This window comes from Sinorhizobium prairiense (assembly GCF_029201645.2).
GTDB classification, from domain to species: domain Bacteria; phylum Pseudomonadota; class Alphaproteobacteria; order Rhizobiales; family Rhizobiaceae; genus Sinorhizobium; species Sinorhizobium meliloti_A.
In genome coordinates, this window is sequence record NZ_CP104131.1 from 1,044,408 (window position 1) to 1,069,024 (window position 24,617).

Below are 24,617 nucleotides of genomic sequence, written 5' to 3' on the forward strand. Positions count from 1 at the left end.
ACCTGCCTCGCATTATGCATTATAGACCCGAGATCGACGGGCTGCGCGCCGTCGCCGTAATACCCGTCCTGCTGTTTCATGCCGGTTTCGGCTTTATCTCTGGCGCTTTCGCGGGAGTCGACGTTTTCTTCGTGATCAGCGGCTTTCTGATCACGAGCCTCATTCACCAGGAGATCCGCAGCGGCGCATTCAGCGTCGTCGCTTTCTATGAGCGGCGTGCACGACGCCTCGCGCCAGCGCTTCTGTTCGTCTGTGTGGCCTCTATTCCCTTCGCGCTCATGTGGATGCTGCCGAAGGAATTGAATGAATTCGGCAAGAGCCTCTACGCGGCGAACTTGTTCGCGGCCAATTTCTTGTTCTGGGACCAGACGAACTATTTCACGCCCGACACCGATCTCATGCCGCTGCTTCACACCTGGTCCCTTGCGGTCGAGGAGCAGTTTTACATCGTCTTTCCCCTACTTCTGCTTTCGCTGCGCCGCCTGTCGGAGGCGACCGGGCTCAAGGTGATCGTCGCGGCGACGGTTCTGAGCTTCGGCGCGACGCAGCTTTTCGCGCGCATCGATCCGGCGGCAAACTTCTATCTCCTGCCCAGTCGCTTTTGGGAACTAGGCCTCGGTGCCGCCGTCGCTCTCTCGGGTGTTTCAAATCGTGAATTCTCCAGATCCGTCCGCGAGTGCTTCGCCTGGGGCGGGCTTATCCTCATCGCTGCAAGCTATCTCTCGACAACCGACACGCAACATTATCCGGGCTGGGCGACCGTTCCAGTCGTCGCCGGTACGGCCCTTGTTCTCGCTTTCGCTCGCGGCGACACGCTGATCGGCAGGTGCCTCTCGGCCCGCCCGCTCGTTGCGATCGGCCTCTGCAGCTACAGCCTCTATCTCTGGCATCAGCCGGTATTCGCATTTGCGCGCCTGCGCACGAGTGACGGAGTGACGCCTGCCGGCTACGCCGGCCTCATCGTGCTCTGCTTCGGTCTCGCCTACCTCAGCTGGCGATATGTCGAAGGTCCCTTTCGCAATCGTGCCCGTCTCGGGCGGAAGGCGATCTTCGCAACGGTCGCGGCGGTGGGGTCCATGGCCGTTGCGACTGGCCTGGTGCTCGACGGCAGCGACGGTCTCGCCTCCGAGAATGCCGAGCTTGCCCGCCTCACCAAGCCGAGCGTCGGCATAGGGAAGGATTGCAATGCGGTTGTCGACCTGAAATGCGGCACAAGCAGCGAACCGGTCATTGCCGTCTGGGGGAACTCCTTTGCCAGGCACCTCGTCGATGGCATTCTGGCCTCCGAACCGGGCGCACGGCTTGTACAACTGACGAACAACAATTGCGGTCCGCTCGCCGGCCTCGCCCCGATCAAGGCCAAGTTCGAGCCCGCTTGGCCGCAGGAGTGCATCGAGCACAACAGGGAGGTGCAGCGCTTCCTTCTGGCGCACAAGTCGATCCGCTATGTCGTGTTGTCCTCGCCGCTGAATCAGTATTTGGAGGAAGAGACGATGCTTCTCGACGGTAAGGGAGTGGTGCCGTCGGACGCTCGGACCGTGACCGGCAGTTATCGGGCAAGCCTCGCATGGTTACGGCAGAATGGCTTTCGGCCGGTCGTCATCGCGCCGCCGCCGCAGGATGGTCGCGATACCGGCCTTTGCGTCGCGCGAGCCCGACTGCTTGGAACCTCCGCCGATGACTGCGGGGCGTCACTTGCGAATGTCCGGACCCACGACCGTGACGTACTCTCGATTCTGGCGGACATCGCCAGCGACTATCCGGTCGTGAGCTTCACCGATTATCTCTGCGGCGGGGGCCGCTGCAGAACCGAGGACAGGGGAGTGGCGCTTTTCGAAGACCATGGGCATTTTTCCGAAGAGGGATCCCGTCATCTCGGTGCCGCGCTTCAGTTCTACCCGGCATTTGCCAGTGCTGCGGAATATGGCTGCTCCACGGAGCGCGGTCGGCTCGGGGCACCTTTGCGGGATTTGCGATCTCGGCGAAAATGTCGCTTTGGTGAGCGCCAGCGCGAGCGACGCCCCGCCGGCGCAAATGCGCACTCACCCTGGTCCCGTAGAATAGGATAGCTCCGGCTTTGCCGCCGGAGCTTCCGCAGGCATGACCTTAGGCGCGCCGACGGCGCTCTCGGGCCGGGGCGGCGGGACCTTCATTTGCCGATTTGTTCCGCAACGGACCGATTTTCTCGACAATCGTATCGAGCGTGGGGCGTTCACCCCTGGTGTGATTGTCGATCGCGAGCCGCATCGCGGCCAGATGGTTGCAGGAGGTGCCGCAACAGCCGCCGATGATCCTGGCGCCGGCGTCGACGGCCAACCGGGCATATTCGGCCATCAGCGGCGGAGTGCCGGAATAGTGGATCTCCGAGCCGCGGAATTCGGGAATACCGCAATTGCCCTTGACGACGATTGTCGCCTCCGGGCTGGCAGCCGTCATGTCGAGCAGCGAGGAAAGAATGTCGGACGCCCCGACGCCGCAGTTCGCGCCGACGGCAACCGGACCGTCGCCGATATCGGCGGCGACGCCGTGAATGTCTTTCGGGTGCAGGCCCATCATCGTCTTGCCGGCGGTGTCGAAGGAACCGGTGTAGACATAGGGAAGGCCGACCTTCGCCGCGGCTTCGGCGGCCGCACGAATTTCGTCCGGAGAGGACATGGTCTCGATCCAGGCGACCTCCGCGCCGCCGGCTTTCAGGCCCTCGATCTGTTCGACGAAGGCCGCGACCGCGTCTTCATAGGAGAGGGCGCCGAGCGGGATCAGCAGCTCGCCCGTTGGGCCGACGGATCCGGCCGTAATGACCTTTCGCGGCGCCTGGTCGGCCACCGCGCGCGCGATCTCTGCGGCCCGCTTGTTGAGCTGGTAGACCCGGTCTTCGGCCTGATGAAGCTTCAGTCGGTGGCGTGTGCCGCCAAAGGAATTGGTGAGAATGATGTCGGCGCCGGCATCCACGAAGTCCTGATGCAGCTTGGTGATGTTTTCCGGTTTCGTCTCGTTCCACATCTCCGGTGCCTCGCCCGCTTCGAGCCCCATGGCGAAGAGCGACGTGCCTGTGGCGCCATCGGCAAGCAGGACGCCCTTCTGGGCGAGGAGATCGGAAAGGGCATGGACTGCAACGGACATCGGATTTTCCCGGCTGAATGGAACTGCAATAAGATATAAAGATATCTTTATGTGTTGGCAACAGAATTGCGCCGATCAGCGCGGCAATTCGTTCGCAAGCAGCGCAGCTAGATCGGTTGCGGGCTTCTCTGCCCGGGCGCGCAGACGCAGGCTGAATTCCGCCGGAGGCAGGGATGGCAAGCCGAGATGGGCAGGAGCGCGCTCGATGCCGGTGCCGAGAAATCTTTCCGTCCGGGTCGTAACGGCGATGCCGCTCAAGACGGCGGCGCGCAGGCCCGACAGGCTGGGGCTCGTTGCCGCGATCCGAAACCGGCGGCCGGTTCTCTCGAGGGACGATATGGCGGCGGCGCGGAAGCCGCAAGGTGGGTCGAGCACGGCGAGGGGAGCTCCTCTTCTTCCGTTGCCAAGCCTCTGTCGGAGCCGAGCCAAAGCATCTGTTCGCGGAGCACGAGCAATTCGTCATCTGCAGCCGCCTGTCGCATGGCAAGAAGAATGTCGATCTGGTTCTGATCGAAGGCGGCCGTCAATTCTTTCGACCGCCCGATCCTCAAATCCAGGCGAATGCGTGGATGGGAACGCGCGAAGCGGCGCAGCAGTCCGGGCAGCATCGTATCGGCAAAGTCCTGAGTGCTGCCGAGGGAGATCCGTCCATCGGCGCGCGCGCCCCTGAGGCTGAGCCAGGCGTCGCGGTGCGCATCCAAAATACGCCGGGCATGGGCGGCGAGCTCCTCTCCCACGGGCGTGAGCACGCGTCCGCGTCCGGCGGGCGCAAGAAGGCGCTCGCCGATCAGTGCTTCCAGCCGCTGCATTTGTGCCGTCACGGCGGAGGGCGAACGGTTGACGGCGGTTGCCGCTCTTGCAAGCGAGCCGCCCTCGGCGAAGGCGAGAAAAGTGCGCAGCAGCTCGGGATCGATCGGATTCATGCTTCAATTTTACAGAAGTGTATCTGCAAAACAATTCGATTTTGTTGATGTGGCGACGATGGCAAATTGACGAGGTGTTTCGAAGAAAGGAACCTGTGATGCCCATCATCAACATCAGCGTTACCGGACAGCCGGAGCCGGAGCTTTCGGCGAAAATAGCAACAAAGGTAAGCGACCTCACGCAGTCGCATCTTCGCAAGGACCCCTCGGTGACGGCGGTCGTCGTCAGCTATGTCGATCCGCGGCATTGGTTCGCGGGCGGAAAGTCGCTCGCCTCGCAGCAGAGCAGCAGTTTCTGGCTCGACATCAAGGTTGTCGACGGCACCAATACGAAGCAGGAACTTGGTGCCTATGTCGAAGCGATCTTTGCGGCCTTCGAGGATATTCTCGGGATGGTCCATCCCGAAAGCTACGTGCTCGTGCATGAGGTACCGGCGGCAGCCTATGGCTATGGAGGCAAGACGCAGGAGTTCCGGTACATCAGCGGAAGGCTGGGGGTCACTTGACTATCCGCTGTTGAGGGCGCCCACGGGCGCCCTCAAAGCCAGTCAAGCCGCCTGCCGGTCGGTATGCTGCACGGGCGTCACCATGGCGGAGATGATCATCTGCAGGTCGATAGCACCGATCGGGCGACCGTTGGCGTCGACGACATGGGCGTTGCTTATTTGCGCGCCGGTCATGGTGCGAGCGGCCGCTTCGAGCACGGTGCCTACGGCGAGCGGCAGGCCTTCCGGGCTTCCGGAGAGCGGCCGCATGATCGTCTCCACGTTGACCACCCGCCCGCGGTTCACTTCCTTCACAAAGGCCGTGATGTAGTCGTCGGCTGGCGAGAGCACGATTTCCTGGCCGGTTCCCTGCTGCACGACGCGGCCGTCGCGCAGGATGGCGATCTTGTCGCCGAGCCTCAGGGCCTCGTCGAGATCGTGGGTAATGAAGACCACCGTCTTCTTCAATTCCTTCTGCAGTTCGAGCAGGACCGACTGCATGTCGACGCGTATCAGCGGATCGAGTGCCGAATAGGCCTCGTCCATCAGCAGGATGTCGGCGTCGTTCGTAAGCGCGCGGGCAAGGCCGACGCGCTGCTGCATGCCGCCGGAAAGCTGGTTCGGATAGTGCTGCTCGAAGCCTTGAAGGCCGACGCGCTCGATCCAGCCAAGCGCACGCTTTTCGCTCTCGCGCCGATCGATACCCTGTATCTCAAGACCGTAGATGGTGTTTTCGAGAACCGTGCGATGCGGCAGCAGTGCGAACTTCTGGAAGACCATCGCCGTCTTGTGACGGCGGAACGCGCGAAGGTCGTTCTCGTTCATCTTGCAGACGTCGACGCCGTCGTAGAGGACTTCGCCCGAGGTCGGATCGATCAGCCGGTTGATGTGCCGGATCAGCGTCGATTTGCCGGACCCCGAGAGCCCCATCACGACCGTTATGCAGCCGCCCGGCATGGAAATGTTGATGTCCTGCAGTCCGAGCACGTGGCCGTGCTTTTCGTTGAGTTCGGCCTTACCCATCCCGTTCTCGACGAGTTTGACGTAATCCTCTCCGCGCGGGCCGAAAATCTTGTAGAGGTTCTTCACCTCGATTGCGTGACTAGCCATGGACAACCTTTCCCCTTCTCTTGGCTTGGAGCTTTTACGCCGACTGCGTTTTCGCGGCGCTTCCCGCTCCTTGCATCAGAACTGTGACAGCGGAACACGCCGACCGCTTTACTGTTTGCGACGCAGGCGCGGCTCGTGCGTCGCGCATCAGGCAGCCGCATCCTCGAAGGGGCGCTGGAATCGATCATCTTCACGATTTCGCGCCGATCCGACCGAAGATCACAGTGATCTAGAGCGCGGCCTTCACCTTTTCGGCGACCTCCGGGCCTACCCACTGCGTCCATATCTCCTGGAAGTTTTCGAGGAAGTAGCGGGCGGCGCTTTCGTTCGTCCCCTGGTTCTGATCCATCCAAGCCAGAATTTTGTTTACCGCCGCGTTTTCCCATTGCCGCGCCTGGACGTAGTCCATGGCGCTGCCTGCTCGATCGGCAAAGGACTTGGTCACCACGGTATAGACGTCCGAGACCGGATAGGAGTTTACTTTTGGGGTCGGGCAATTCGGGGCGGCAGTGCAGGAGTCCCATTCCGCCTTGTCGTGATCCACGCCGAAAGACAGCAAGGTCATCTCGTACTTGCCGAGCAAGGCGGTCGGAGCCCAATAATAGCCGAGCCAGCCGGTCTTCTTCTCGAATGCATCGGCGATCGACGCGTCAAGCCCGGCAGCGGAACCGGGATCGATCAGCTGGAAGCCGGCCTTGTCCGCTTCGAGAGCCTTGTAGAGGTTGGCGGTGGAGAACCGGCAATTCCATGTTGAAGGACAATTGTGGACCGCTCCCTTTGCGGGGTTCTCGTGAGAAGGGAAGAGTTCCGGGTGCTTCAACGCGTCCTGCACCGTTCGAATGTCCGGGTGCGCGTCGGCGATGAACTTCGGAATCCACCAGCCCTCGACCCCACCTTCGCTCAAGATCCTGGCGCCTTCGACGAGGCGGCCCTCCTTGATTGCGGCATCGAAGGGCGTGCGTACGGAGTTGATCCACAGCTCCGGCACCAGGTCGGGCTCCGCCTTCTCGTTCATCGAGGTGAAGGTCAGCATCGTGTCGCCAGCGACGAGCTTCACACTGCATCCATAGCCGTTTTCCAGAATGAACTTGTCCACGTGAGCCGCGACGCCCGCCGAGGCCCAGTCCATCTCGGCGATGCTGACGCCGCCGCATTCGGCAGCCCCGGAAGGGCCTGCCAGAGACCATATGCCCGCCGTGAGGATGAGGGTAGCAAGGAGTTTTTTCATGTCCGTCGACACCTTCACGTCACTGCGGCCACGCATGGTGGATGGAGCGCCGCCTAACCGCTCCCGCGCTGAAGCTGCCGGCCCACTTCGTTGTCATTGCGGCAAGCCTAAGTGTTCGCGTCGAGAAATCAACCTTTTCGATCCGGCGCCGGTCGCCGGCGGCATATTGCGCCGCGACGAGCTCGCGGTACCGAGGACGCGAACGGCGAAATCGCCGAAATTCACCTTTGGTTAAGGCCTCAATAACGATCCGGTAAGGTTGTGGGGATAATTGTCTGCCTGCGGCGGGCGACTGCCGCAGGTCCGGATCAGGTAGTGCGTACCGGACCCGATATTCAGCGGAACGATCTGATCGCCGCACCCTTCCGTTCCAACGGTTGGGTGCGGCTTTTGCATTTCAGGGCAGGAATCGTGAAGAAACCGCCCCGAAAAGGGGGCGGTTTCGAACGCGACGTGGCGCTTTATCCGACGTTGGACGTGCGGATGAGGCCGAGTGGGCCGACCGGCGCTTCCGCGACCACATTACGGACGCGGGACTGACCGTTCGGCGCCTTGGAGTTCCAGGCGATCTGAACGAAGTTGGGTTTGCCGAAAACGAACAGCATGACTTTCTACCTTGGGAGACCGGGCAATTTTCCGGCGGGTTTCGATGGCGCGGATATAGGCTCTTGCCGCGACGGCTTGAATGCCAGGCTCGGCACCGCATGTCGCAATTGAGCTAGCTCGCGAGAATCTTCAGATCCTGAAAAATAAACGGCACACAGGTTTCATCCTCCCGCTCCAGAACGCTTGAAGAAGGCCGGAAACGCACCGCGAACGCCGGTGACGCAATCATGGCGGAATCGCGTCGGGACGGAGCTTTGCGGCAGGCGGTTTCGATGCTACGGGAAAGGCATGACACGCAAGATCATGCTGCAGGGAACCGGCTCGGATGTCGGAAAATCGGTACTGGTGGCGGGCCTCTGCCGGCTCGCATCCAATCATGGCCTCAGCGTAAAACCGTTCAAGCCCCAGAACATGTCGAACAATGCCGCCGTTGCCGACGACGGCGGCGAGATCGGCCGTGCGCAATGGCTCCAGGCGCTTGCCGCACGCGTGCCGTCTTCCGTGCATATGAACCCGGTGCTCCTGAAGCCGCAATCGGACGTGGGCAGCCAGATCGTCATCCAGGGCAAGGTGGCCGGCCAGGCCAAGGGGAGGGACTACCAGGCTCTCAAGCCAAGGCTCCTCGGCTCTGTCATGGAGAGTTTCGAGCAGGTGTCAGCCGGCGCCGATCTCGTGATCGTCGAAGGCGCCGGTTCGCCGGCCGAGATCAATCTGCGCGCCGGCGACATCGCCAATATGGGCTTTGCCACCCGCGCTGACGTACCCGTCGTTCTCGTCGGCGATATCGACCGCGGTGGTGTCATTGCGTCCCTGGTCGGCACGCATGCGATCCTGCCGGAGAACGACCGGCGCATGGTCACCGGCTACCTCATCAACAAATTCCGCGGCGATGTTACGCTCTTCGACGACGGCATCGCATCGGTCCGCCAGTTTACCGGCTGGCCTTGCTTCGGCGTCGTGCCCTGGCTGAAAAGTGCCGGGCGGCTGCCTGCCGAAGACTCCGTCGTCCTCGAGAGGCTGACGCGGGGCGGCGGCAGGGCGCTGAAGGTCGCGGTCCCCGTCCTGTCACGGATCGCCAATTTCGACGATCTCGATCCCCTGGCCGCGGAGCCGGACGTCGACATCGTCTTCGTTCGGCCGGGGGCGCCGCTTCCAGACGATGCGGGCCTCGTCGTCATACCCGGCTCGAAGTCCACCATTGCCGATCTGGAGGATTTCCGCAGGCAGGGCTGGGACCGGGACCTCGACCGGCATATGCGCCGCGGTGGGCGGGTCGTCGGTATCTGCGGCGGCTATCAGATGCTCGGAAGCCGGGTTACCGATCCGCTCGGTATCGAGGGCGGCAAGCGCGCGATTGAGGGGTTGGGGCTGCTTTCCGTCGAGACGGAGATGGCTCCGGAAAAGACGGTTCGCAACAGCCGCGCCTGGTCGCGAGAATACGACGTCGCGCTCGAAGGCTACGAAATCCATCTCGGCAAGACGACCGGCGCCGATTGCAGCCGCGCGCCGGTCGAGATCGACGGCGGCCCGGATGGAGCGATGTCGGCGGACGGCCGCGTGATGGGCACCTATCTGCACGGTCTTTTCGCAAGCGACGCCTACCGTTCCGCGTTGCTCAAGAGCTTCGGTATCGAAGGCGGGGGAGGCAATTACCGCCAGTCGGTGGATGCGGCTCTCGACGAGATTGCCGGGGAACTCGAAGCGGTACTCGATCGGACATGGCTCGGCACGCTTTTGGGGTAGGGCCGGCCGGACGAGGCGTGCCCTTTCGGCATTTCTCACCCGGACCGTATGGTGTCTGAAGCGCAGAAAACGGCTCGTTGAAAGGATCGAAATGCAGCAATACGACGACGATCTTCGGCAGTTCGAAGCCCAGGGCGCACCGGCTCTGCCTCCGGCCGCGGAGCAGGGCTATGTGGAGCGCGATGGCGCCCGGATATGGTATTCGACATATGGCGCGGGAGCACCGGTGGTCCTGTTGCACGGCGGCCTCGGCCACAGCGGCAATTGGGGCTATCAGCTTGCGCCGCTTCTTGAGGCCGGCCGTCGCGTCGTGCTCATCGACAGCCGCGGACATGGGCGCAGCACGCGCGATGAGCGGCCCTACAGCTACGAAGTGATGGCGTCCGACGTCCTTGCCGTCACCGACATGCTGGGACTTCAGAAATTCGCCGTGGTGGGCTGGAGCGACGGGGCGTGCATCGGTCTGGTGCTTGCGAGCGAGGCTCCAACGCGCGTTGTCGGCGTCTTCTTCTTCGCCTGCAACATGGACCCGAGCGGCGCGACAGAATTCGAGGCCACTCCCGTTATCGACCGTTGCTTCGCCCGGCACCGGAAAGACTATGCCGAATTGTCGGCGACGCCTGATGAGTTCGATAACTTCGTCTCGGCCGTCAGCGAGATGATGAGTACGCAACCCAATTACTCGGCGGGCGACCTCGCCGGCATCCGAGTGCCGGTCGCGATCGTGCAGGCCGAGAAGGATGAGTTCATAAAAAGAGAGCACGCCCAATATCTCGCGCGGAGCATTCCCACAGCCGACTTGATCACGCTTGAACACGTCAGCCACTTTGCGCCGCTGCAGAGGCCCGACGTGTTCAACGGCGCCATGCTTGCATTTCTCGACAAGGTGCTTCCAACCGGGACCTGAGGCTTTACACCCGTCGTCACGTTCTCCGTTGCATACGCCTTGCGAAAAATGCAGCATGGTTTTGGGGTAGGACGACCTCTTCGCCGCTGTGCATGGCGACGGCGTCCGGGCGAAGGGCGCTGCCATGGCACGCACGCAGCTAATAGGGGTCATTATCGGCCTGGTGATCGTCGCGGCGCTCACCGTGCTGCGCGCAAGCGATCCGCCACTTTTGCGTCTCGCCCGCGATCTCACTTTCGACGAGTATCAGCGCCTGGCGCCGCGCAGCTTCGAGGACGTTCCGGTTCGCGTCGTCGACATCGACGAGGCATCGCTGAAAGAGTTCGGCCAGTGGCCGTGGCCGCGCGACCGCGTTGCCGCACTGGTCGACCGGCTCTCGGAAATGGGGGCGGCGGTGATAGCCTTCGACATCCTGTTCTCCGAACCCGACCGTCTTTCGCCGCGCAGCGTCATGCGCGATGTCGCCGGGGTCGATCCGGCGCTCCTTGAGCGGCTGCCGGACAATGACGAGATACTCTCCCGATCGATCGCCGACCGGCCGGTCGTGCTCGGTTTCGGCCTTTCCAACGCAGGCAACTACCGGCCGCCGGTGAAAGCGGGTTTCGCCTTCACCGGCGAAAGTCCGCTCGATGCGCCGCCGCGGCTTACGGCTGCGACTCCTTTGAGGCCACAACTCGAAGCCAGTGCCGTGGGCCTGGGCCATATCAGCCTCAATCCCGGCAGGCCGTCGGCCGTTGTGCGCGCCGTCCCCCTGCTGTTGAGCGATGGCGAGCAACTCTATCCGAACCTGGCCCTCGAAGCGCTGCGCGTGGCTCAGGGCGCTTCCACCTACATCGTAGCGGGTGCTCCGGATGCGGCTGATACCATCACGCTGATAAAGGTCGGCGAATTCGTGGTGCCGGTGACCGCGGCGGGCGAACTCTGGCTCTATGTCAGTCCCGATCGCGGTGAAAGATATGTCTCTGCCGGCCGGGTGCTGGCGCCCGGCGGAGTTTCCGCAGAGACGAGGGCAGCGATCGAAGGCAGTATCGTATTCGTGGGCACGTCGGCAGCAGGCCTGCAGGACATCCGCACCACGGCTCTTGGACACGACGTGCCCGGTGTGTCGCTGCACGCGCAGACTGTCGAGCAGGTTCTCTCGGGCCGTTTTCTCTCCCGTCCGGATTGGGCGGACGGGCTGGAAATCCTTGCGATCGCGGCTGCAGGCAGCCTGCTCGTCCTGCTGACCACCTTCGTCAGCCCGGCCGTCGCGCTTGCCTGCGGCCTTCTGATAACCGCGCTGGCCCTCGCGGCCTCCTGGTCAGCCTTCCTCTATGCAGGTCTGCTATTCGACCCTCTGGCTCCGATCCTTGCCGGATCGATCACCCATTTTGCGGCAACCGCCTATCGTTTCCTGGTCATAGACCGGGAGCGGCGCGTGGTTCGGCGCGCCTTTGGCCAGTACCTGTCGCCCTCGCTCCTCTATCGCATCGAGCATACGCATGACGCCCTGCGTCTCGGCGGCGACGATCGTGAGTTGACGATCATGTTCGTCGACGTGCGCAACTTCACGGAGATCAGCGAGCGCCTGACGCCGGGAGAGGTGGTCCGGTTTCTCAACACGCTTCTCGACGCGCTGAGCCGCCATGTCATCGCCAATGAGGGCACGCTCGACAAGTTCATCGGCGATTCGATCATGGCGTTCTGGAATGCGCCCGTCGACGTCGCCGATCATCCCGGCAAAGCCATCCGCGCCGCCTTGGCCATGCGCGAGACGCTCGCCCGCCTCAACGAGAGCGACGCCTTCGGCTTCGGGAGCGACCAAAAAGTGGCGATCGGTGTGGGGATCCATACCGGGCTTGCCTGCGTCGGCAATATGGGAGCGGAGATGCACTTCAACTATTCGGCCGTCGGCGACGCGGTCAACGTCGCCGCCCGGATCGAGGCCGCCTGCAAGGACGTCGGCTTCGATATTCTGATATCCGAGACGACGGCGGATTTGGGCGAACGTTGCGCCGTGCTGGAGGCGGGGGCGCTGGCGCTGAAGGGCAAGAGCACGCGAACGCGCGTATACGCCGTGATCGGTGACGAGCATATGGCCGCTTCGGCCGAGTTTTCCGAGCTGCAGCGCATTCATGAACAGTTGATCGGGGCGATGCGTTTAAGGTCACGGCCCCGCAGAGAACTCGTCAATGCCGCAAAGCTCAAGGCTCCGGCTCTGTGCGGGGGATTATCGGATTTCTACCGCCGCATCGGGCGCCGGACAGACCACTTTGCCGGTGAACCTTTGCCGTTCGCAGACGAAGTCAGATCCGCCGAATAGAGAGACCATTTGATCCAACGCACTTCCGACGGAAAACAGTTACACACTTTTCCTGGTGCTCTAACCGCGGCCCTTCTTCGTGCCTGTATCCACTTGCCCGTTCTTGCCGGTATCTTGGCCCTTCTTGCCTGTGTCCTGCCCCTTCTTGCCCGTGTCCTGCCCCTTCTTCCCCTTGTCGAGGCCACGCTTGCCCGGCTCGTTGCTGGGCGTCTTGCCCGGGCGGGGCGCCTTTTGCGGGCTTGCTTTTTCGGGCGGCCGCGCCCGTTCCGGCGTGGTCGGTTTGATCTCGATCGCGGCTGAAATACCGCAACTGCCGCTCATGCTGCCGAAGGAGGCAGAAAGTCTTTGGTCGCCCGAAAGAAAGGGCAAGGCCTTCCGGTTTCCGAGTGTCGCCAGTGTGCGGCGACCGGCCTTGTGCGTGTCCGTCATGGTGCCGTCGCGCTTTGCGATCACGCAATCGCAGCGTCGGGTGAGCTGCTGGCATCCGGCCGGGCCGCAGAACCGGGCCGCGCCCTCCAGGAGAACGATCGCCGTCGTTCCGTCGTTGCCGATGTAGAAGTCGAACACGGTTCCGCGTACGCCGATCGTTCCGGCAGGCGTCAAGATCTGATAGGCCGAGTGCTTCGAATTTCCGCTGATCCAACGGAACGTGCCTTTGGCGGCGGCGACGGTGAGTTGCTGCACCGATTTCGAATCGTTGAAGACGAACTTGTCGATGACGACGGAAGAGCCTGCCCCCACCGCCAATTTACTGCCGTCGCGGAACACGAACTGGCCGAGCCCAGATCTGGACGTGCTTATGCGCTCGTCCCGGTGAACAGCGTCCCGCTCCACGAGCGGCCCGCCGCTGCCGGTGACGACCGTCCTGATCCGGACCGCTTCTCCAACCGGTTCGGCGGCAATCGTCGGCATGGAACCGTAAAACGCTGCGGCCAAAGCAGCGATTGCGGCACGACGCAAGTGAAACATCGCACCCTCCACGATGATCTCCTGCGGCCGACGTGGTCCGGGGATCATGAGCGTGAATGATAACCGGATCGACACAATGTCGCCGGACCCCAAGCATTCATTCTTATCATGGCCGGGCCGGAAGTGTCTGCTTACCCGTTCGGGGTAGCCGGCGCGAAAGCGCATTTCTGCCGTAATCGGCGGTCCCGGTGTCGCAGGCCGTCGATTGACTTTGCCGCCGCCGCTTCATAATTAACGCAGTATGGATGGTTCCCTCGTGCCGAGGTGGGGCGAGGGAGTAAATGGGAATGCGACGGGGCGGACCCACGCCGGGCGCCCTTATCGCAGCCGACCCCGCGACTGTAGAACGGTCAGGGTTCGCCATCGGGCATTTCGCCGGATTTCAACGCGCTGCATGGGGCAGTCTCGTGAAGTTTGGCGGCATGTCGGAAAAGCCACTGGCGTGGCATTGCGATGAGCCAGGCAGGACGCCTCTTCTTCTACGAATCGTCCGCCTTTCGCGATGCCGCAAACGCCGGGAAGGCGAGGCGAGCCCGTTCGGTCTTTTGCCGCATCGTTTTTCGGGCCGAGCCGGTTCGTCGAACGTGCGGCCATGAGGATCGTGACGCCGTGAGCCAGGAGACCTGCCATCCGTCAGGGCATTCCGCCCGAGGGGAGATGCTCCCCGATGCCAGCACGGAGGTTGTCGTGGCTCACAGGTTTTCGATCGAACGCGTTCTCGGCGCGCGCCGTTGCCGCTATAGCCTTCTCTAGGGCAGGCGGTATGGACATTTCCAATCTCGGCCCGATCCTCGTGCTTGGCGGCGCGCGTTCGGGAAAATCCACCTTCGCGGAAAAACTCGTCGAGGCCACCGGGTCTCCGATGCACTATCTTGCGACCGGCCGGGCCTTCGACGAGGAGATGCGGGAACGCATCGCCCTTCACCAGGCTACTCGGCAGGGGAAGGGTTGGACCACGCACGAGGAACCGCTCGATCTCGTGGGGCTGCTTCGCCGCATCGATGAGCCCGCCCGGGCTGTCCTCATAGACTGCCTGACCCTGTGGGTGACCAATCTGATGATGGAGGAGCGCGACATGGCCGCCGAATTCGCCGCGCTCGCCGCCTTTCTGCCCGCGGCGCGCTCGCGAACTCGTTTTCGTCTCTAATGAGGTCGGTCTCGGGATCGTCCCGGAAAACCGGATGGCGCGCGACTTTCGCGATCACGCCGGCCGGCTCCACCAGATCGTGGCGGAGAAATCCGCAGAAGTTTACTTTGTCGCGGCCGGACTGCCGCTGAAAATGAAGGGTTGATTCATGACACTCGCAAGGGCGCCGCAGGGCAAAATACCGGCTACCGTCATCACCGGCTTTCTCGGTGCCGGCAAGACGACGATGATCCGCAACCTGCTGCAGAATGCCGACGGCAAGCGTATCGCGCTGATCATCAACGAATTCGGTGATCTCGGGGTCGACGGCGATGTGCTGAAGGGCTGCGGAGCGGAAGCCTGTTCGGAAGAGGACATCATCGAACTGACCAATGGCTGCATCTGCTGCACCGTTGCCGACGACTTCATCCCGACCATGACGAAGCTGCTCGAGAGGGAGAACCGGCCGGATCATATCGTCATCGAAACCTCCGGACTGGCGCTGCCGCAGCCGCTCGTCGCCGCATTCAACTGGCCGGACATCCGCAGCGAGGTAACGGTCGACGGCGTCGTTACCGTCGTCGATAGTGCGGCGGTCGCCGCGGGCCGCTTTGCCGATGATCACGACAAGGTAGACGCGCTGCGCGTCGGCGACGATAATCTCGACCACGAGAGCCCGCTCGAAGAACTTTTCGAGGATCAGCTCACCGCCGCGGACCTTATCGTTCTCAACAAGACGGACCTTATCGACGCCGCGGGGCTGCAGTCCGTGCGCGAAGAGGTGTCCTCCCGCATCAGCCGCAAGCCGACGATGATCGAGGCGAGGAACGGCGAGGTAGCCGCCGCCATCCTGCTCGGGCTCGGAGTGGGTACGGAGGGCGATATCGTCAACCGCAAGTCTCACCACGAGATGGAGCATGAGGCAGGCGAGGAGCATGATCATGACGAGTTCGACAGCTTCGTCGTAGAGCTTGGCGCCGTAGCCGACCCTGCTGCTTTCATCGAGAAGCTCAAAGGCGTCATCTCAGAGCACGACGTGCTGCGCCTCAAGGGCTTCGTCGACGTTCCGGGCAAGCCGATGCGCCTCTTGGTCCAGGCGGTCGGCAGCCGCATCGACCAGTATTTCGACCGCACATGGGCTTCCGGCGAAACACGCGGCACGCGTCTCGTCGTCATCGGGCTGCATGACATGGACGAGCCCGCCGTGCGTGCAGCGATTTCGGCGCTCGCGTGAAATGGCTTCGACTTTGAACGAGGAGTCCAGGGAGCATCCATGCATCTCCTCCTAGCTCAGAAAGGAACGATCGCCGACGGTAATGAGGCGATCGACCTGGGACAGAGCCCGGGCGACATATTGTTCCTGTCGGCGGCCGATACGGAGCTTGCCTCGATCGCGGCTGCCCATCGTCAGCGCGCGGGCGCAAGAAGCCTGCGGATCGCCAGCCTGATGAATCTCATGCACCCCATGTCGGTCGACACTTACGTCGAACGCACGGCGAGGCATGCGAAACTGATCGTCGTACGGCCGCTCGGTGGTGCGAGCTACTTCCATTACGTCCTCGAGGCGCTCTACGCCGCGGCGATTGCGAATAAGTTCCAGATCGCCGTGTTGCCGGGCGACGACAAGCCGGACCCGGGCCTCGACCCGTTTTCCACCGTATCGGTGGAAGATCGGCAGCGCCTTTGGGCGTATTGCACCGAAGGCGGCGCGGAGAATGCCGGCCTGTTCCTCGATTACGCGCAGGCATTGATCGATGGCGGCGACAAGCCGCAGCCGGCGCGGCCGTTGCTCAAGGCGGGGATATGGTGGCCTGGCAGGGGCGTGATCGGCGTTGAGGAATGGGTGCGCCTGTCCGAATCGCGTCGGGCTGCAACCCCCGGTCAGGTGGACAGTGCGGGACACGAACCCACCGTCGCCATCTGCTTCTACCGCGCGCTCGTCCAGAGCGGAGAGACGAAGCCGGTGGAGGCGCTGATCGAGGCTCTGGCGGCCGAGGCTGTGCGGGCGCTCCCCGTTTTCGTCTCCAGCCTCAAGGATCCGGTCTCGATCGGCACGGTCGAAGCGATCTTCGCCGAAGCAGTGCCGGATGTCGTGATGAACGCCACGGGCTTTGCCGTTTCCGCACCCGGCGCCGACCGCCAGCCGACCGTGCTCGAATCAGGCGGCGCGCTGGTGCTGCAGGTCATCTTTTCCGGCTCGTCGCGGGAGGCCTGGGAAGCTTCGGCTCAAGGGCTGATGGCCCGCGATCTCGGCATGAATGTCGCGTTGCCGGAGGTGGACGGGAGGGTTCTCTCCCGTGCCGTTTCCTTCAAGGCTGCCTCGGTTTACGACCCGCTGGTGGAGGCCAATATCGTCGGACACGAGCCGCTTGCCGATCGCGCGCGTTTCGCGGCGCGCCTCGCCGCCAATTGGACGAAGCTGCGCCGGACACCGCCCCGGGGCCGCCGGGTTGCCATCGTTATGGCAAACTATCCGAACCGCGACGGGCGCCTCGGAAACGGCGTGGGTCTCGATACGCCTGCCGGCACGATCGAAGTGCTGAAAGCGATGACGGCAGAAGGCTATGCTGTCGGCAATGTTCCTGATGACGGCGACGCGCTGATCCGCTTTCTGATGGCCGGGCCGACCAATGCGGCGAGCGGCGACCGTGAAATCCGCGAAACGATTTCCTTGAATCACTACAAGGGTTTCTTCGAAGCGCTTCCGAAAAAGATTCAGCAGGAAGTGACCGCGCGCTGGGGCGCGCCGCAGGCCGACCCCTTCTACATCGACGGCGTATTCGCTCTGCCGCTCGCGCGCTTCGGCGATGTGCTCGTGGGCATCCAGCCGGCGCGCGGCTACAATATCGATCCGAAGGAAACCTATCACGATCCGGACCTCGTGCCGCCGCACGGCTATCTCGCTTTCTATGCCTATCTGCGCGAGGTATTCGGCGCCCATGCGATCGTCCATATGGGCAAGCACGGCAACCTCGAATGGCTCCCCGGAAAGGCGCTGGCGCTTTCCGAAGAGTGCTACCCCGAGGCAATATTCGGCCCGATGCCGCATCTTTATCCCTTCATCGTCAACGATCCCGGCGAGGGCACGCAGGCCAAGCGGCGAACGAGCGCCGTCATCATCGATCATCTGACGCCACCTTTGACGCGGGCGGAGTCCTACGGACCGCTGAAGGACCTGGAGGCGCTGGTCGACGAATACTACGAGGCTGCGGGCGGCGATCCCCGGCGGCTCAGGCTGCTCAGCCGGCAGATCCTCGATCTCGTCCGCGACATCGGCCTCGACCACGACGCCGGCATCGAGAAGGGCGACAGCGAGAACCAGGCGCTCGAAAAACTCGATGCCTATCTCTGCGACCTTAAGGAAATGCAGATCCGCGACGGGTTGCATATCTTCGGCCTGGCGCCGGAGGGAAGGCTATTGACCGATCTTACGGTCGCGCTCGCCCGTGTGCCGCGGGGTCTGGGTGAGGGCGGAGATCAGAGCCTGCAGCGGGCAATTGCGGCGGACTTGAGATTGCACGTGGCTTTACCGCAACCCTTCGACCCGCTCGATTGCGTCATGTCCGATCCTTGGGCCGGCCCGAAGCCCGATCTTCTCGTCGCCCTGTCGGACGCGCCATGGCGCACCGCCGGCGACACCGTCGAGCGCATCGAACTGCTTGCAGCGAAGCTCGTTTCAGGCGAAATCGTCTGCCCGGTGGGATGGACCAACAGCCGCGCCGTACTTGACGTGGTCGAGACGCGGCTGAAGCCTTCGATCCAGAGCTCCGGCGAGGCGGAAATTAAGGGTCTGCTGACCGGCCTCGACGGCCGGTTTGTCGCCCCGGTCCCTCGGGTGCGCCGACGCGCGGCCGTCCGGACGTGCTGCCGACGGGGCGCAACTTCTATTCGGTGGACAGCCGCTCCGTGCCGACTCCGGCGGCCTATGAGCTCGGCAGGAAATCGGCGGAGCTGCTTATCCGCCGCTACCTGCAGGACCACGGCGAATGGCCGTCCTCTTTCGGATTGACGGCCTGGGGCACCTCCAACATGCGTACCGGCGGCGACGACATCGCCCAGGCATTGGCACTGATCGGCGCAAAGCCCGTCTGGGACATGGCCTCGCGCCGCGTGACCGGCTACGAAATCGTTCCGCTTGCCGTTCTCGGCCGTCCCCGTGTCGACGTCACCCTGCGTATATCCGGCTTCTTCCGCGACGCCTTTCCCGAGCAGATAGCACTCTTCGACAAGGCGGTCCGCGCGGTCGGCGCGCTCGACGAGGACGATGCCGACAATATGATCGCCGCCCGCATGCGTGCCGAAACGCGGCGGTGGGAAGAGCGGGGCGCCGACGTGAACGAGGCTCGACGCCGTGCCTCCTATCGCGTCTTCGGTGCGAAACCCGGCGCTTACGGAGCGGGCCTGCAGGCGCTTGTCGATGAGAAGAACTGGGAAACGCGCGGCGATCTTGCCGAGGCTTACCTCATCTGGGGCGGTTACGCTTACGGTGCCGGCGAGGATGGAAAGGCGGAGCGGGGCCTTTTCGAGGAGCGCCTGCGCTCGATCGAAGCCGTGGTCCAGAACCAGGACAACCGCGAGCATGATCTGCTCGACAGCGACGACTACTACCAGTTCGAGGGCGGCATGAGCGCTGCGGCTGAGCATCTCGGCGGTCAGCGTCCGGCCATCTACCACAACGACCATTCGCGCCCCGAAAAGCCGGTCATCCGCTCGCTCGAGGAGGAGATCGGCCGCGTGGTGCGTGCCCGCGTCGTCAATCCGAAGTGGATCGACGGCGTGATGCGCCACGGCTACAAGGGAGCCTTCGAAATCGCCGCGACGATCGATTACATGTTCGCCTTCGCTGCGACCACCGGGGCGGTGCGCGATCATCATTTCGAGGCAGCCTATCAGGCCTATATTGCCGACGAAAAAGTCCTCCGGTTCCTGCGCGAAAAGAACCCGGCCGCGCTTTCGGAAATATCGGAGAGGCTGCTGGAGGCGATCGACCGCGGCCTATGGAACCCGCGCTCCAACTCGGCGCGATTCGAACTGAACAGCCTTTCCGGCCGCGCGGCTACCGACCGCCTGATGGCCGGAAACCAATAGGGAGGACATCATGAACGACGAGACCGCGAATACCGGCGAACCGATCGCCGAGAAGGACGAAGCGCGCCACGCCATGAAGATGGCGAAGAAGAAGACCGCCCGCGACAAGATCATGGCCACCAAAACGGACGAAAAAGGCTTGATCATCGTCCACACCGGCAAGGGCAAGGGCAAATCGACGGCCGGCTTCGGTATGATCTTTCGCCACATCGCCCACGGAATGCCCTGCGCCGTCGTTCAGTTCATCAAGGGCGCCATGCACACGGGCGAGCGTGATCTGATCGAGAAACATTTCGGCGATATCTGCCAGTTCTACACGCTCGGCGAAGGCTTCACCTGGGAGACGCAGGATCGCGCGCGCGACGTCGCAATGGCGGCAAAGGCGTGGGAGAAGGCAAAGGAGCTCATCCGCGACGAACGCAACTCCATGGTGCTCCTCGACGAGATCAACATCGCGCTGCGCTACGACTACATCGACGTCGCCGAGGTCGTGCGCTTTCTCAAGGAGGAAAAGCCGCACATGACGCATGTGGTCCTGACCGGCCGCAACGCCAAGGAAGACCTGATCGAGATCGCCGATCTGGTAACGGAGATGGAACTGGTGAAACACCCCTTCCGCTCGGGCATCAAGGGTCAGAAGGGCGTGGAATTCTGATGACGCAGGCCTGGCAGTTCTGGGCGCTGCTCTCCGCGGTCTTCGCAGCGCTGACTGCCATTTTCGCCAAGATCGGCGTCGCAGACGTCACCTCGGACTTCGCGACGCTGATCCGAACAGCCGTCATTCTTGTCGTTGTCGTGAGCATCGTTGCCGTGACCGGACAATGGCAGCGCCCGACGGAGATTTCCGACCGAACCTGGCTCTTCCTCGGTCTGTCCGGTCTTGCGACAGGGGCTTCGTGGCTCGCTTATTTCCGCGCGCTCAAGCTCGGCGATGCCGCTCGCGTGGCACCGGTCGACAAGCTGTCGATCATATTCGTCGCTGTGTTCGGCGTGCTCTTTCTCGGCGAGAAGCTCAATCTGATGAACTGGCTCGGCGTCGGCCTGATTGCGGCCGGTGCGCTTCTGCTGGCGGTATTCTAGCGAGCACGGCAAGATCCGGACAGGGAATCGTCGCCCCCATGTCCTTTCGTATTGACAAGTCGTATCCTAACGTTAGGCTTGGCTGAAATTATCTGTCGGCATCTGGGCCTCGAAGGGAAACTTTGTTTCTCTGCGGGGCCTTTTTGCATTTGAGGGGCGAATGAAAGGCAACGTTACCTACCCGGTAGGAGTATTGTTCTCTCGGAGCGGGAGCTACGCGCAGCCGGCGGGCCAAGGCTTTGGCGGCGCAATGGCAGCGATCGAGCATGTCAATGCGTCCGGGCGTTTTCCGTTCAGGCTCGAGGCCCATCATCTCGATCCCGCAGGCGAGGCGGATCGCTATGCACCGCTTTGCAGGCAGCTGATCCGCGAGCACGGTGTGCGCCATGTGGTGGGCTGCACCACCTCCTGGAGCCGCAAGGAAGTGATACCCGTGGTCGAGAAGCTCGACGCGCTGCTCTGGTATCCTTGCGTCTATGAAGGTTTCGAGGTTTCCGAAAACCTTATCTACGTTGCCGCCTGTGCCAACCAGCACCTGGTGCCGCTTCTCGACTATATCGCGCCGCGGTTCGGCTGCAGGGCGATGCTTGTCGGCTCCAACTATATCTGGGGCTGGGAGACCAACCGAATCGCACGCGACATTCTCCATCGCTCGGGCGGCGAGGTCCTGGGCGAGCGTTTCGTGTCGATGGGAGATACGGATATCGTCCACCTGATCGACGAGGTGCGCGAGAAGAAACCGGATTTCATCCTGAACAACCTGATCGGCCCGTCGTCATACGCTTTCCTGCGCGCGCTTAACGCTCTCGCTGAAGCGGATGATCGCTTCCATCCGGATAAATGCCCGGTCATCAGCTGCAACCTCTACGAGGGCGAGATCGCCGGGCTCGGACACGCCGCGGCGGGGCATTTCACGGTCAGCTGCTATTTCCGCACGATCCAGTCGCCGGAAAACGACTCCTTCCTGAAGACACTTGCGGCGCTGGATCCGGGCGCCGTAGTCGATGCCTTCTATGTGCAGGCATTCAGTGCCGTGATGATGATCGCCGAGGCGATCGCGCGCAGCGGCAGCGACGATGCGGATGGTGTACGCGCCGCCCTGTGCGGGCGGGCGGTCGATACACCGCTCGGGGCCATCAGCGTCGATCGATGGACGAACCATGTGGAATTGCCGGCCCATATCGGCCGCGCGGGCGCAGATGGCAGTTTCGAGATCGTCAAGCGCTCGTATGAAGCCATCACGCCGGATCCGTTCCTGACATCCACGCCGCTTGTCCGCCCGATGGGAGGGAACGAGGCGCGGCCTGAGCTGAAGGTGGTGAAATGAGATCTGTTCATAACACCCCGAATTTCGATGGCTGGCGGGCGCTCATCCTGCACCGGCCGCATCAGAACGTCGACGCTCTCTTTGCCCAATGCGCCCGCATAGGCATTGCGGCGGAACAGGCCTGGCCGGATTTTCCCGGTGACCGATCTGCAGAGGAGTTCAACGTCCTCCTGATCGACGCAGATATGGGCCACGACGAGCAATTTCCCTGGCGTCAGGGGGAAGCCCCCATGCCGATGATCGCACTGATCGGCTCCGAGGCACCCGGCCGCATCGCCTGGACTATCGCGCAAGGGGCCGACGCGCAGCTTCTGAAGCCCATCGGCAGCGCCGGGCTGTACAGTGCTCTGATGGTCGCAAGCCACAGTTTTGTCCGCCGCCGTGCGCTCGATCGTGACGTCGCCGCATTGAAGCATCGCCTCACGCGGCGCCAGGAACTTGCGGAGGCAACGGCACTGCTGATGCTCCGGAAGAACTGCGGGGCCAGCGAAGCCTACCAGCACCTGCGCCTGACCGCGATGTCGAGCAGCTGCAGCATCGAGGACGTCGCCGCGGCGATCGTCCAGGAATTCGAGAACCACGGATTGAAGAATGCCGACCATGGTCGCTGAAACGGCGCGCAGCAAAGAGAATAGGACACCGGGCGTGTGGACGCGCCTCCTTCGCAGGCCGCTTGCGCTCATCGGTCTTGCGGTCATCATCGTGGTGGTGGGCGCAGCAGCGCTTGCGCCTTGGATCGTGCCCTATGACCCGCACGAGCAGTTCTTCGAGGGTCTGACCATCGAAGGCGCGCCGCTGCCGCCCAACAGCCAATTCTGGCTCGGTACCGACCTTGTCGGGCGCGACCTCCTGAGCCGTCTGATCTATGGCGCGCGCACCTCGCTCGTCATCGGCGTGGTCGCCAATGGCATTGCCGTCGTCATCGGCTCGCTCGTCGGCATTGCAGCCGGGTATTTCCGCGGCTGGGTGGACACCGTGCTGATGCGCTTCACCGACCTGATGATGGCCTTTCCGGCGCTCCTCCTTGCCATCGTTCTGGCCGCGATCTTCACACCCAGCCTGTGGATCGTTGCGATGGTCATCGCCATGGTGAACTGGGTGCAGATCGCCCGCGTCGTCTATACCGAAACCCGCTCGATAGCCGAGCGCGATTTCGTGACTGCCGAGCGGGCCATGGGGGCCGGCGCCGGCCGCATTCTCTTCCGTCACATTCTTCCGCATCTCCTGTCCACGATCATCGTCTGGGCGACGCTCGGGATTGCGACGACGGTGCTTTTGGAGGCGACCCTTTCATTCCTCGGTATCGGCGTGCAGCCGCCCATCCCCTCCTGGGGCAATATCATCTTCGAAAACCAGACCTATTTCACGTCGGCACCGTGGCTGGTGTTCATACCGGGTGCGGCGATCCTGGCGCTCGCGCTCGCCTTCAACCTGGTCGGCGATGCGCTGCGGGATGTTCTCGATCCGACGCAGCAGGGGAGGCATTGATGGCAGCCTATATCGCGCGGCGACTGCTTCAGACGGTCGTCATCCTGCTTGGTATCAGCTTCGTCACCTTCGTTCTCCTCTATCTGATACCGGCCGATCCGGCCAGACAGATCGCCGGCCGCAGCGCAACGGCTCAGACCGTGGAGAACATCCGCGAACAGCTCGGGCTCAACCTGCCTTTCTACGAGCAGTATCTGCGCTATGTTTCCGGCCTCGTGCAGGGCGACTTCGGCCGCTCCTACCTGCAGAAGACCGAAGTCGCGACGCTGATCGCGTCGCGGCTTCCCGCAAGTCTCGTGCTGATGGCCGGAGCCATCACTTGTGAACTGATCTTCGGTCTCACGATGGGGATCGTCGCGGCGCTTCGGCGCGGCTCACGCACCGACGATACGCTGATGATCGCCTCTTTCGTCGGGGTGTCGGCGCCGCAGTTCGTGATCGGCATCCTGCTGCTTTATGTCTTCGCCGTGAAGCTCGGCTGGTTCCCGATTGGCGGCTATGGCACTTTCGCCCATCTGGTCCTGCCCTCCGTTACGCTCGGCTTTCTGGGCGCCGGCTGGTATTCGCGCATGATGCGTTCCTCGCTGATCGAAGTGATGCGCCAGGATTTCATCCGCACGGCGCGCGCAACCGGTGCCGGCCGCGCCAAGGTCCTGTTCCGGCACGCAATGCCCAACGCGATACTGCCCGTTATCGCGATGATCGGCATCGACATCGGTTTGTTCATGTCCGGAATAGTCGTGGTGGAAAGCGTCTTTGGCTGGCCCGGCATCGGCCAGCTTGCCTGGCAGGCGATCCAGCGGGTGGACATCCCGATCATCATGGGCGTCACGCTCGTCTCTGCGTTTGCCATCGTGCTCGGCAACCTGCTCGCCGATCTCATCACACCGCTTATCGACCCGCGCATCAAGCTGCGCTGACGCGGGAAGAACCAACAGCAGCACGAAGAAAGGAACTTCAGATGAGGAACTTGCTACTGGCCGGCGTCTGTGCCGCTGCCCTCTTGGGAACTCCTGCGCTTGCCGACGACATCAAGCAGGGCGGCGAAATGACCGTCACCTACAAGGACGATGTTTCGACACTCGATCCGGCGATCGGCTACGACTGGCAGAACT

At 62.9% G+C, this 24,617-nt stretch carries 17 protein-coding genes and 3 pseudogenes; 14 read left to right on the plus strand and 6 right to left on the minus strand.

Annotation, left to right across the window (positions count from 1 at the left end; translation table 11 throughout):
* The first annotated feature begins 14 nt into the window (after window positions 1-14).
* Complete coding sequence (locus tag N0Q91_RS07650) at window positions 15-2,069, plus strand: acyltransferase family protein (protein WP_275597761.1); 2,055 nt, start codon at window positions 15-17, stop codon at window positions 2,067-2,069.
* A 37-nt stretch (window positions 2,070-2,106) separates the two neighbouring features.
* Here the strand turns inward: N0Q91_RS07650 and bmt are convergent, their stop codons facing one another.
* Both bmt and N0Q91_RS07660 read right to left on the minus strand, forming a co-directional pair.
* Window positions 2,107-3,120 carry a betaine--homocysteine S-methyltransferase gene (gene bmt, locus N0Q91_RS07655; RefSeq protein WP_275597762.1) on the minus strand — a complete coding sequence of 338 codons (1,014 nt, stop codon included), beginning with the start codon at window positions 3,118-3,120 and terminating at the stop codon, window positions 2,107-2,109.
* A gap of 75 nt (window positions 3,121-3,195) precedes the next feature.
* A pseudogene (locus N0Q91_RS07660) lies at window positions 3,196-4,043 on the minus strand (LysR family transcriptional regulator).
* A gap of 98 nt (window positions 4,044-4,141) precedes the next feature.
* On the opposite strand from N0Q91_RS07660, the gene N0Q91_RS07665 reads away from it, so the two are divergent.
* Complete coding sequence (locus N0Q91_RS07665; protein WP_275597763.1) at window positions 4,142-4,549, plus strand: tautomerase family protein; 408 nt, start codon at window positions 4,142-4,144, stop codon at window positions 4,547-4,549.
* Window positions 4,550-4,591: 42 nt separating this feature from the next.
* Here the strand turns inward: N0Q91_RS07665 and N0Q91_RS07670 are convergent, their stop codons facing one another.
* From N0Q91_RS07670 to N0Q91_RS07680, 3 genes are all read right to left on the minus strand, one after another.
* Window positions 4,592-5,638: a quaternary amine ABC transporter ATP-binding protein gene (locus tag N0Q91_RS07670; RefSeq protein ID WP_275597764.1), complete on the minus strand. Its 1,047-nt coding sequence runs from the start codon at window positions 5,636-5,638 to the stop codon at window positions 4,592-4,594.
* A 229-nt stretch (window positions 5,639-5,867) separates the two neighbouring features.
* Window positions 5,868-6,866, minus strand: coding sequence for an ABC transporter substrate-binding protein (locus N0Q91_RS07675; protein ID WP_275597765.1), 999 nt, complete (start codon window positions 6,864-6,866; stop codon window positions 5,868-5,870).
* 461 nt (window positions 6,867-7,327) lie between these two features.
* The gene (locus N0Q91_RS07680) at window positions 7,328-7,471 is read right to left on the minus strand and encodes a hypothetical protein (protein ID WP_010969600.1); all 144 of its coding nucleotides are present in this window, start codon (window positions 7,469-7,471) and stop codon (window positions 7,328-7,330) included.
* Between the two features lie 289 nt (window positions 7,472-7,760).
* Here N0Q91_RS07680 and N0Q91_RS07685 point away from each other — a divergent pair, with 289 nt between their 5' ends.
* The 3 genes from N0Q91_RS07685 to cyaD2 all read left to right on the plus strand — a co-directional run bounded on the left by N0Q91_RS07685 (window position 7,761) and on the right by cyaD2 (window position 12,424).
* Complete coding sequence (locus N0Q91_RS07685; protein WP_275597766.1) at window positions 7,761-9,215, plus strand: cobyric acid synthase; 1,455 nt, start codon at window positions 7,761-7,763, stop codon at window positions 9,213-9,215.
* A 91-nt stretch (window positions 9,216-9,306) separates the two neighbouring features.
* A complete protein-coding gene (locus N0Q91_RS07690; RefSeq protein WP_275597767.1) occupies window positions 9,307-10,122 on the plus strand; it encodes an alpha/beta fold hydrolase in 816 nt (271 codons plus the stop codon).
* Window positions 10,123-10,246: 124 nt separating this feature from the next.
* Window positions 10,247-12,424, plus strand: a complete 2,178-nt coding sequence (gene cyaD2, locus N0Q91_RS07695) for an adenylate cyclase CyaD2 (protein WP_275597768.1) — start codon at window positions 10,247-10,249, stop codon at window positions 12,422-12,424.
* A 60-nt stretch (window positions 12,425-12,484) separates the two neighbouring features.
* Here cyaD2 and N0Q91_RS07700 read toward each other — a convergent pair whose 3' ends face one another.
* Window positions 12,485-13,393 (minus strand): FecR family protein, encoded by a 909-nt coding sequence (locus N0Q91_RS07700; RefSeq protein WP_275597769.1) that lies wholly within the window; start codon window positions 13,391-13,393, stop codon window positions 12,485-12,487.
* A gap of 763 nt (window positions 13,394-14,156) precedes the next feature.
* Here N0Q91_RS07700 and cobU point away from each other — a divergent pair.
* The 9 genes and pseudogenes from cobU (at window position 14,157) to N0Q91_RS07745 (ending at window position 24,422) form a co-directional block, all read left to right on the plus strand.
* Window positions 14,157-14,685 (plus strand): annotated as a pseudogene (gene cobU, locus N0Q91_RS07705) (bifunctional adenosylcobinamide kinase/adenosylcobinamide-phosphate guanylyltransferase).
* A gap of 3 nt (window positions 14,686-14,688) precedes the next feature.
* Window positions 14,689-15,753, plus strand: coding sequence for a cobalamin biosynthesis protein CobW (cobW, locus tag N0Q91_RS07710; RefSeq protein ID WP_275597770.1), 1,065 nt, complete (start codon window positions 14,689-14,691; stop codon window positions 15,751-15,753).
* 39 nt (window positions 15,754-15,792) lie between these two features.
* A pseudogene (gene cobN / locus N0Q91_RS07715) lies at window positions 15,793-19,607 on the plus strand (cobaltochelatase subunit CobN).
* A 10-nt stretch (window positions 19,608-19,617) separates the two neighbouring features.
* The gene (gene cobO, locus N0Q91_RS07720; protein WP_275597771.1) at window positions 19,618-20,262 is read left to right on the plus strand and encodes a cob(I)yrinic acid a,c-diamide adenosyltransferase; all 645 of its coding nucleotides are present in this window, start codon (window positions 19,618-19,620) and stop codon (window positions 20,260-20,262) included.
* On the plus strand, window positions 20,262-20,687 hold the full coding sequence (locus tag N0Q91_RS07725) for an EamA family transporter (protein WP_275597772.1): 426 nt from the start codon (window positions 20,262-20,264) through the stop codon (window positions 20,685-20,687). The genes cobO and N0Q91_RS07725 overlap by 1 nt, the downstream gene beginning before the upstream one ends.
* Before the next feature lie 160 nt (window positions 20,688-20,847).
* On the plus strand, window positions 20,848-22,014 hold the full coding sequence (locus N0Q91_RS07730; protein ID WP_275597773.1) for a transporter substrate-binding domain-containing protein: 1,167 nt from the start codon (window positions 20,848-20,850) through the stop codon (window positions 22,012-22,014).
* Window positions 22,011-22,625: an ANTAR domain-containing response regulator gene (locus tag N0Q91_RS07735; protein WP_100673743.1), complete on the plus strand. Its 615-nt coding sequence runs from the start codon at window positions 22,011-22,013 to the stop codon at window positions 22,623-22,625. Before N0Q91_RS07730 ends, N0Q91_RS07735 begins: the two co-directional genes overlap by 4 nt.
* Complete coding sequence (locus N0Q91_RS07740; protein ID WP_102761297.1) at window positions 22,606-23,502, plus strand: ABC transporter permease; 897 nt, start codon at window positions 22,606-22,608, stop codon at window positions 23,500-23,502. Before N0Q91_RS07735 ends, N0Q91_RS07740 begins: the two co-directional genes overlap by 20 nt.
* On the plus strand, window positions 23,502-24,422 hold the full coding sequence (locus N0Q91_RS07745; protein WP_018095246.1) for an ABC transporter permease: 921 nt from the start codon (window positions 23,502-23,504) through the stop codon (window positions 24,420-24,422). Before N0Q91_RS07740 ends, N0Q91_RS07745 begins: the two co-directional genes overlap by 1 nt.
* The last annotated feature ends 195 nt before the right edge of the window (window positions 24,423-24,617 follow it).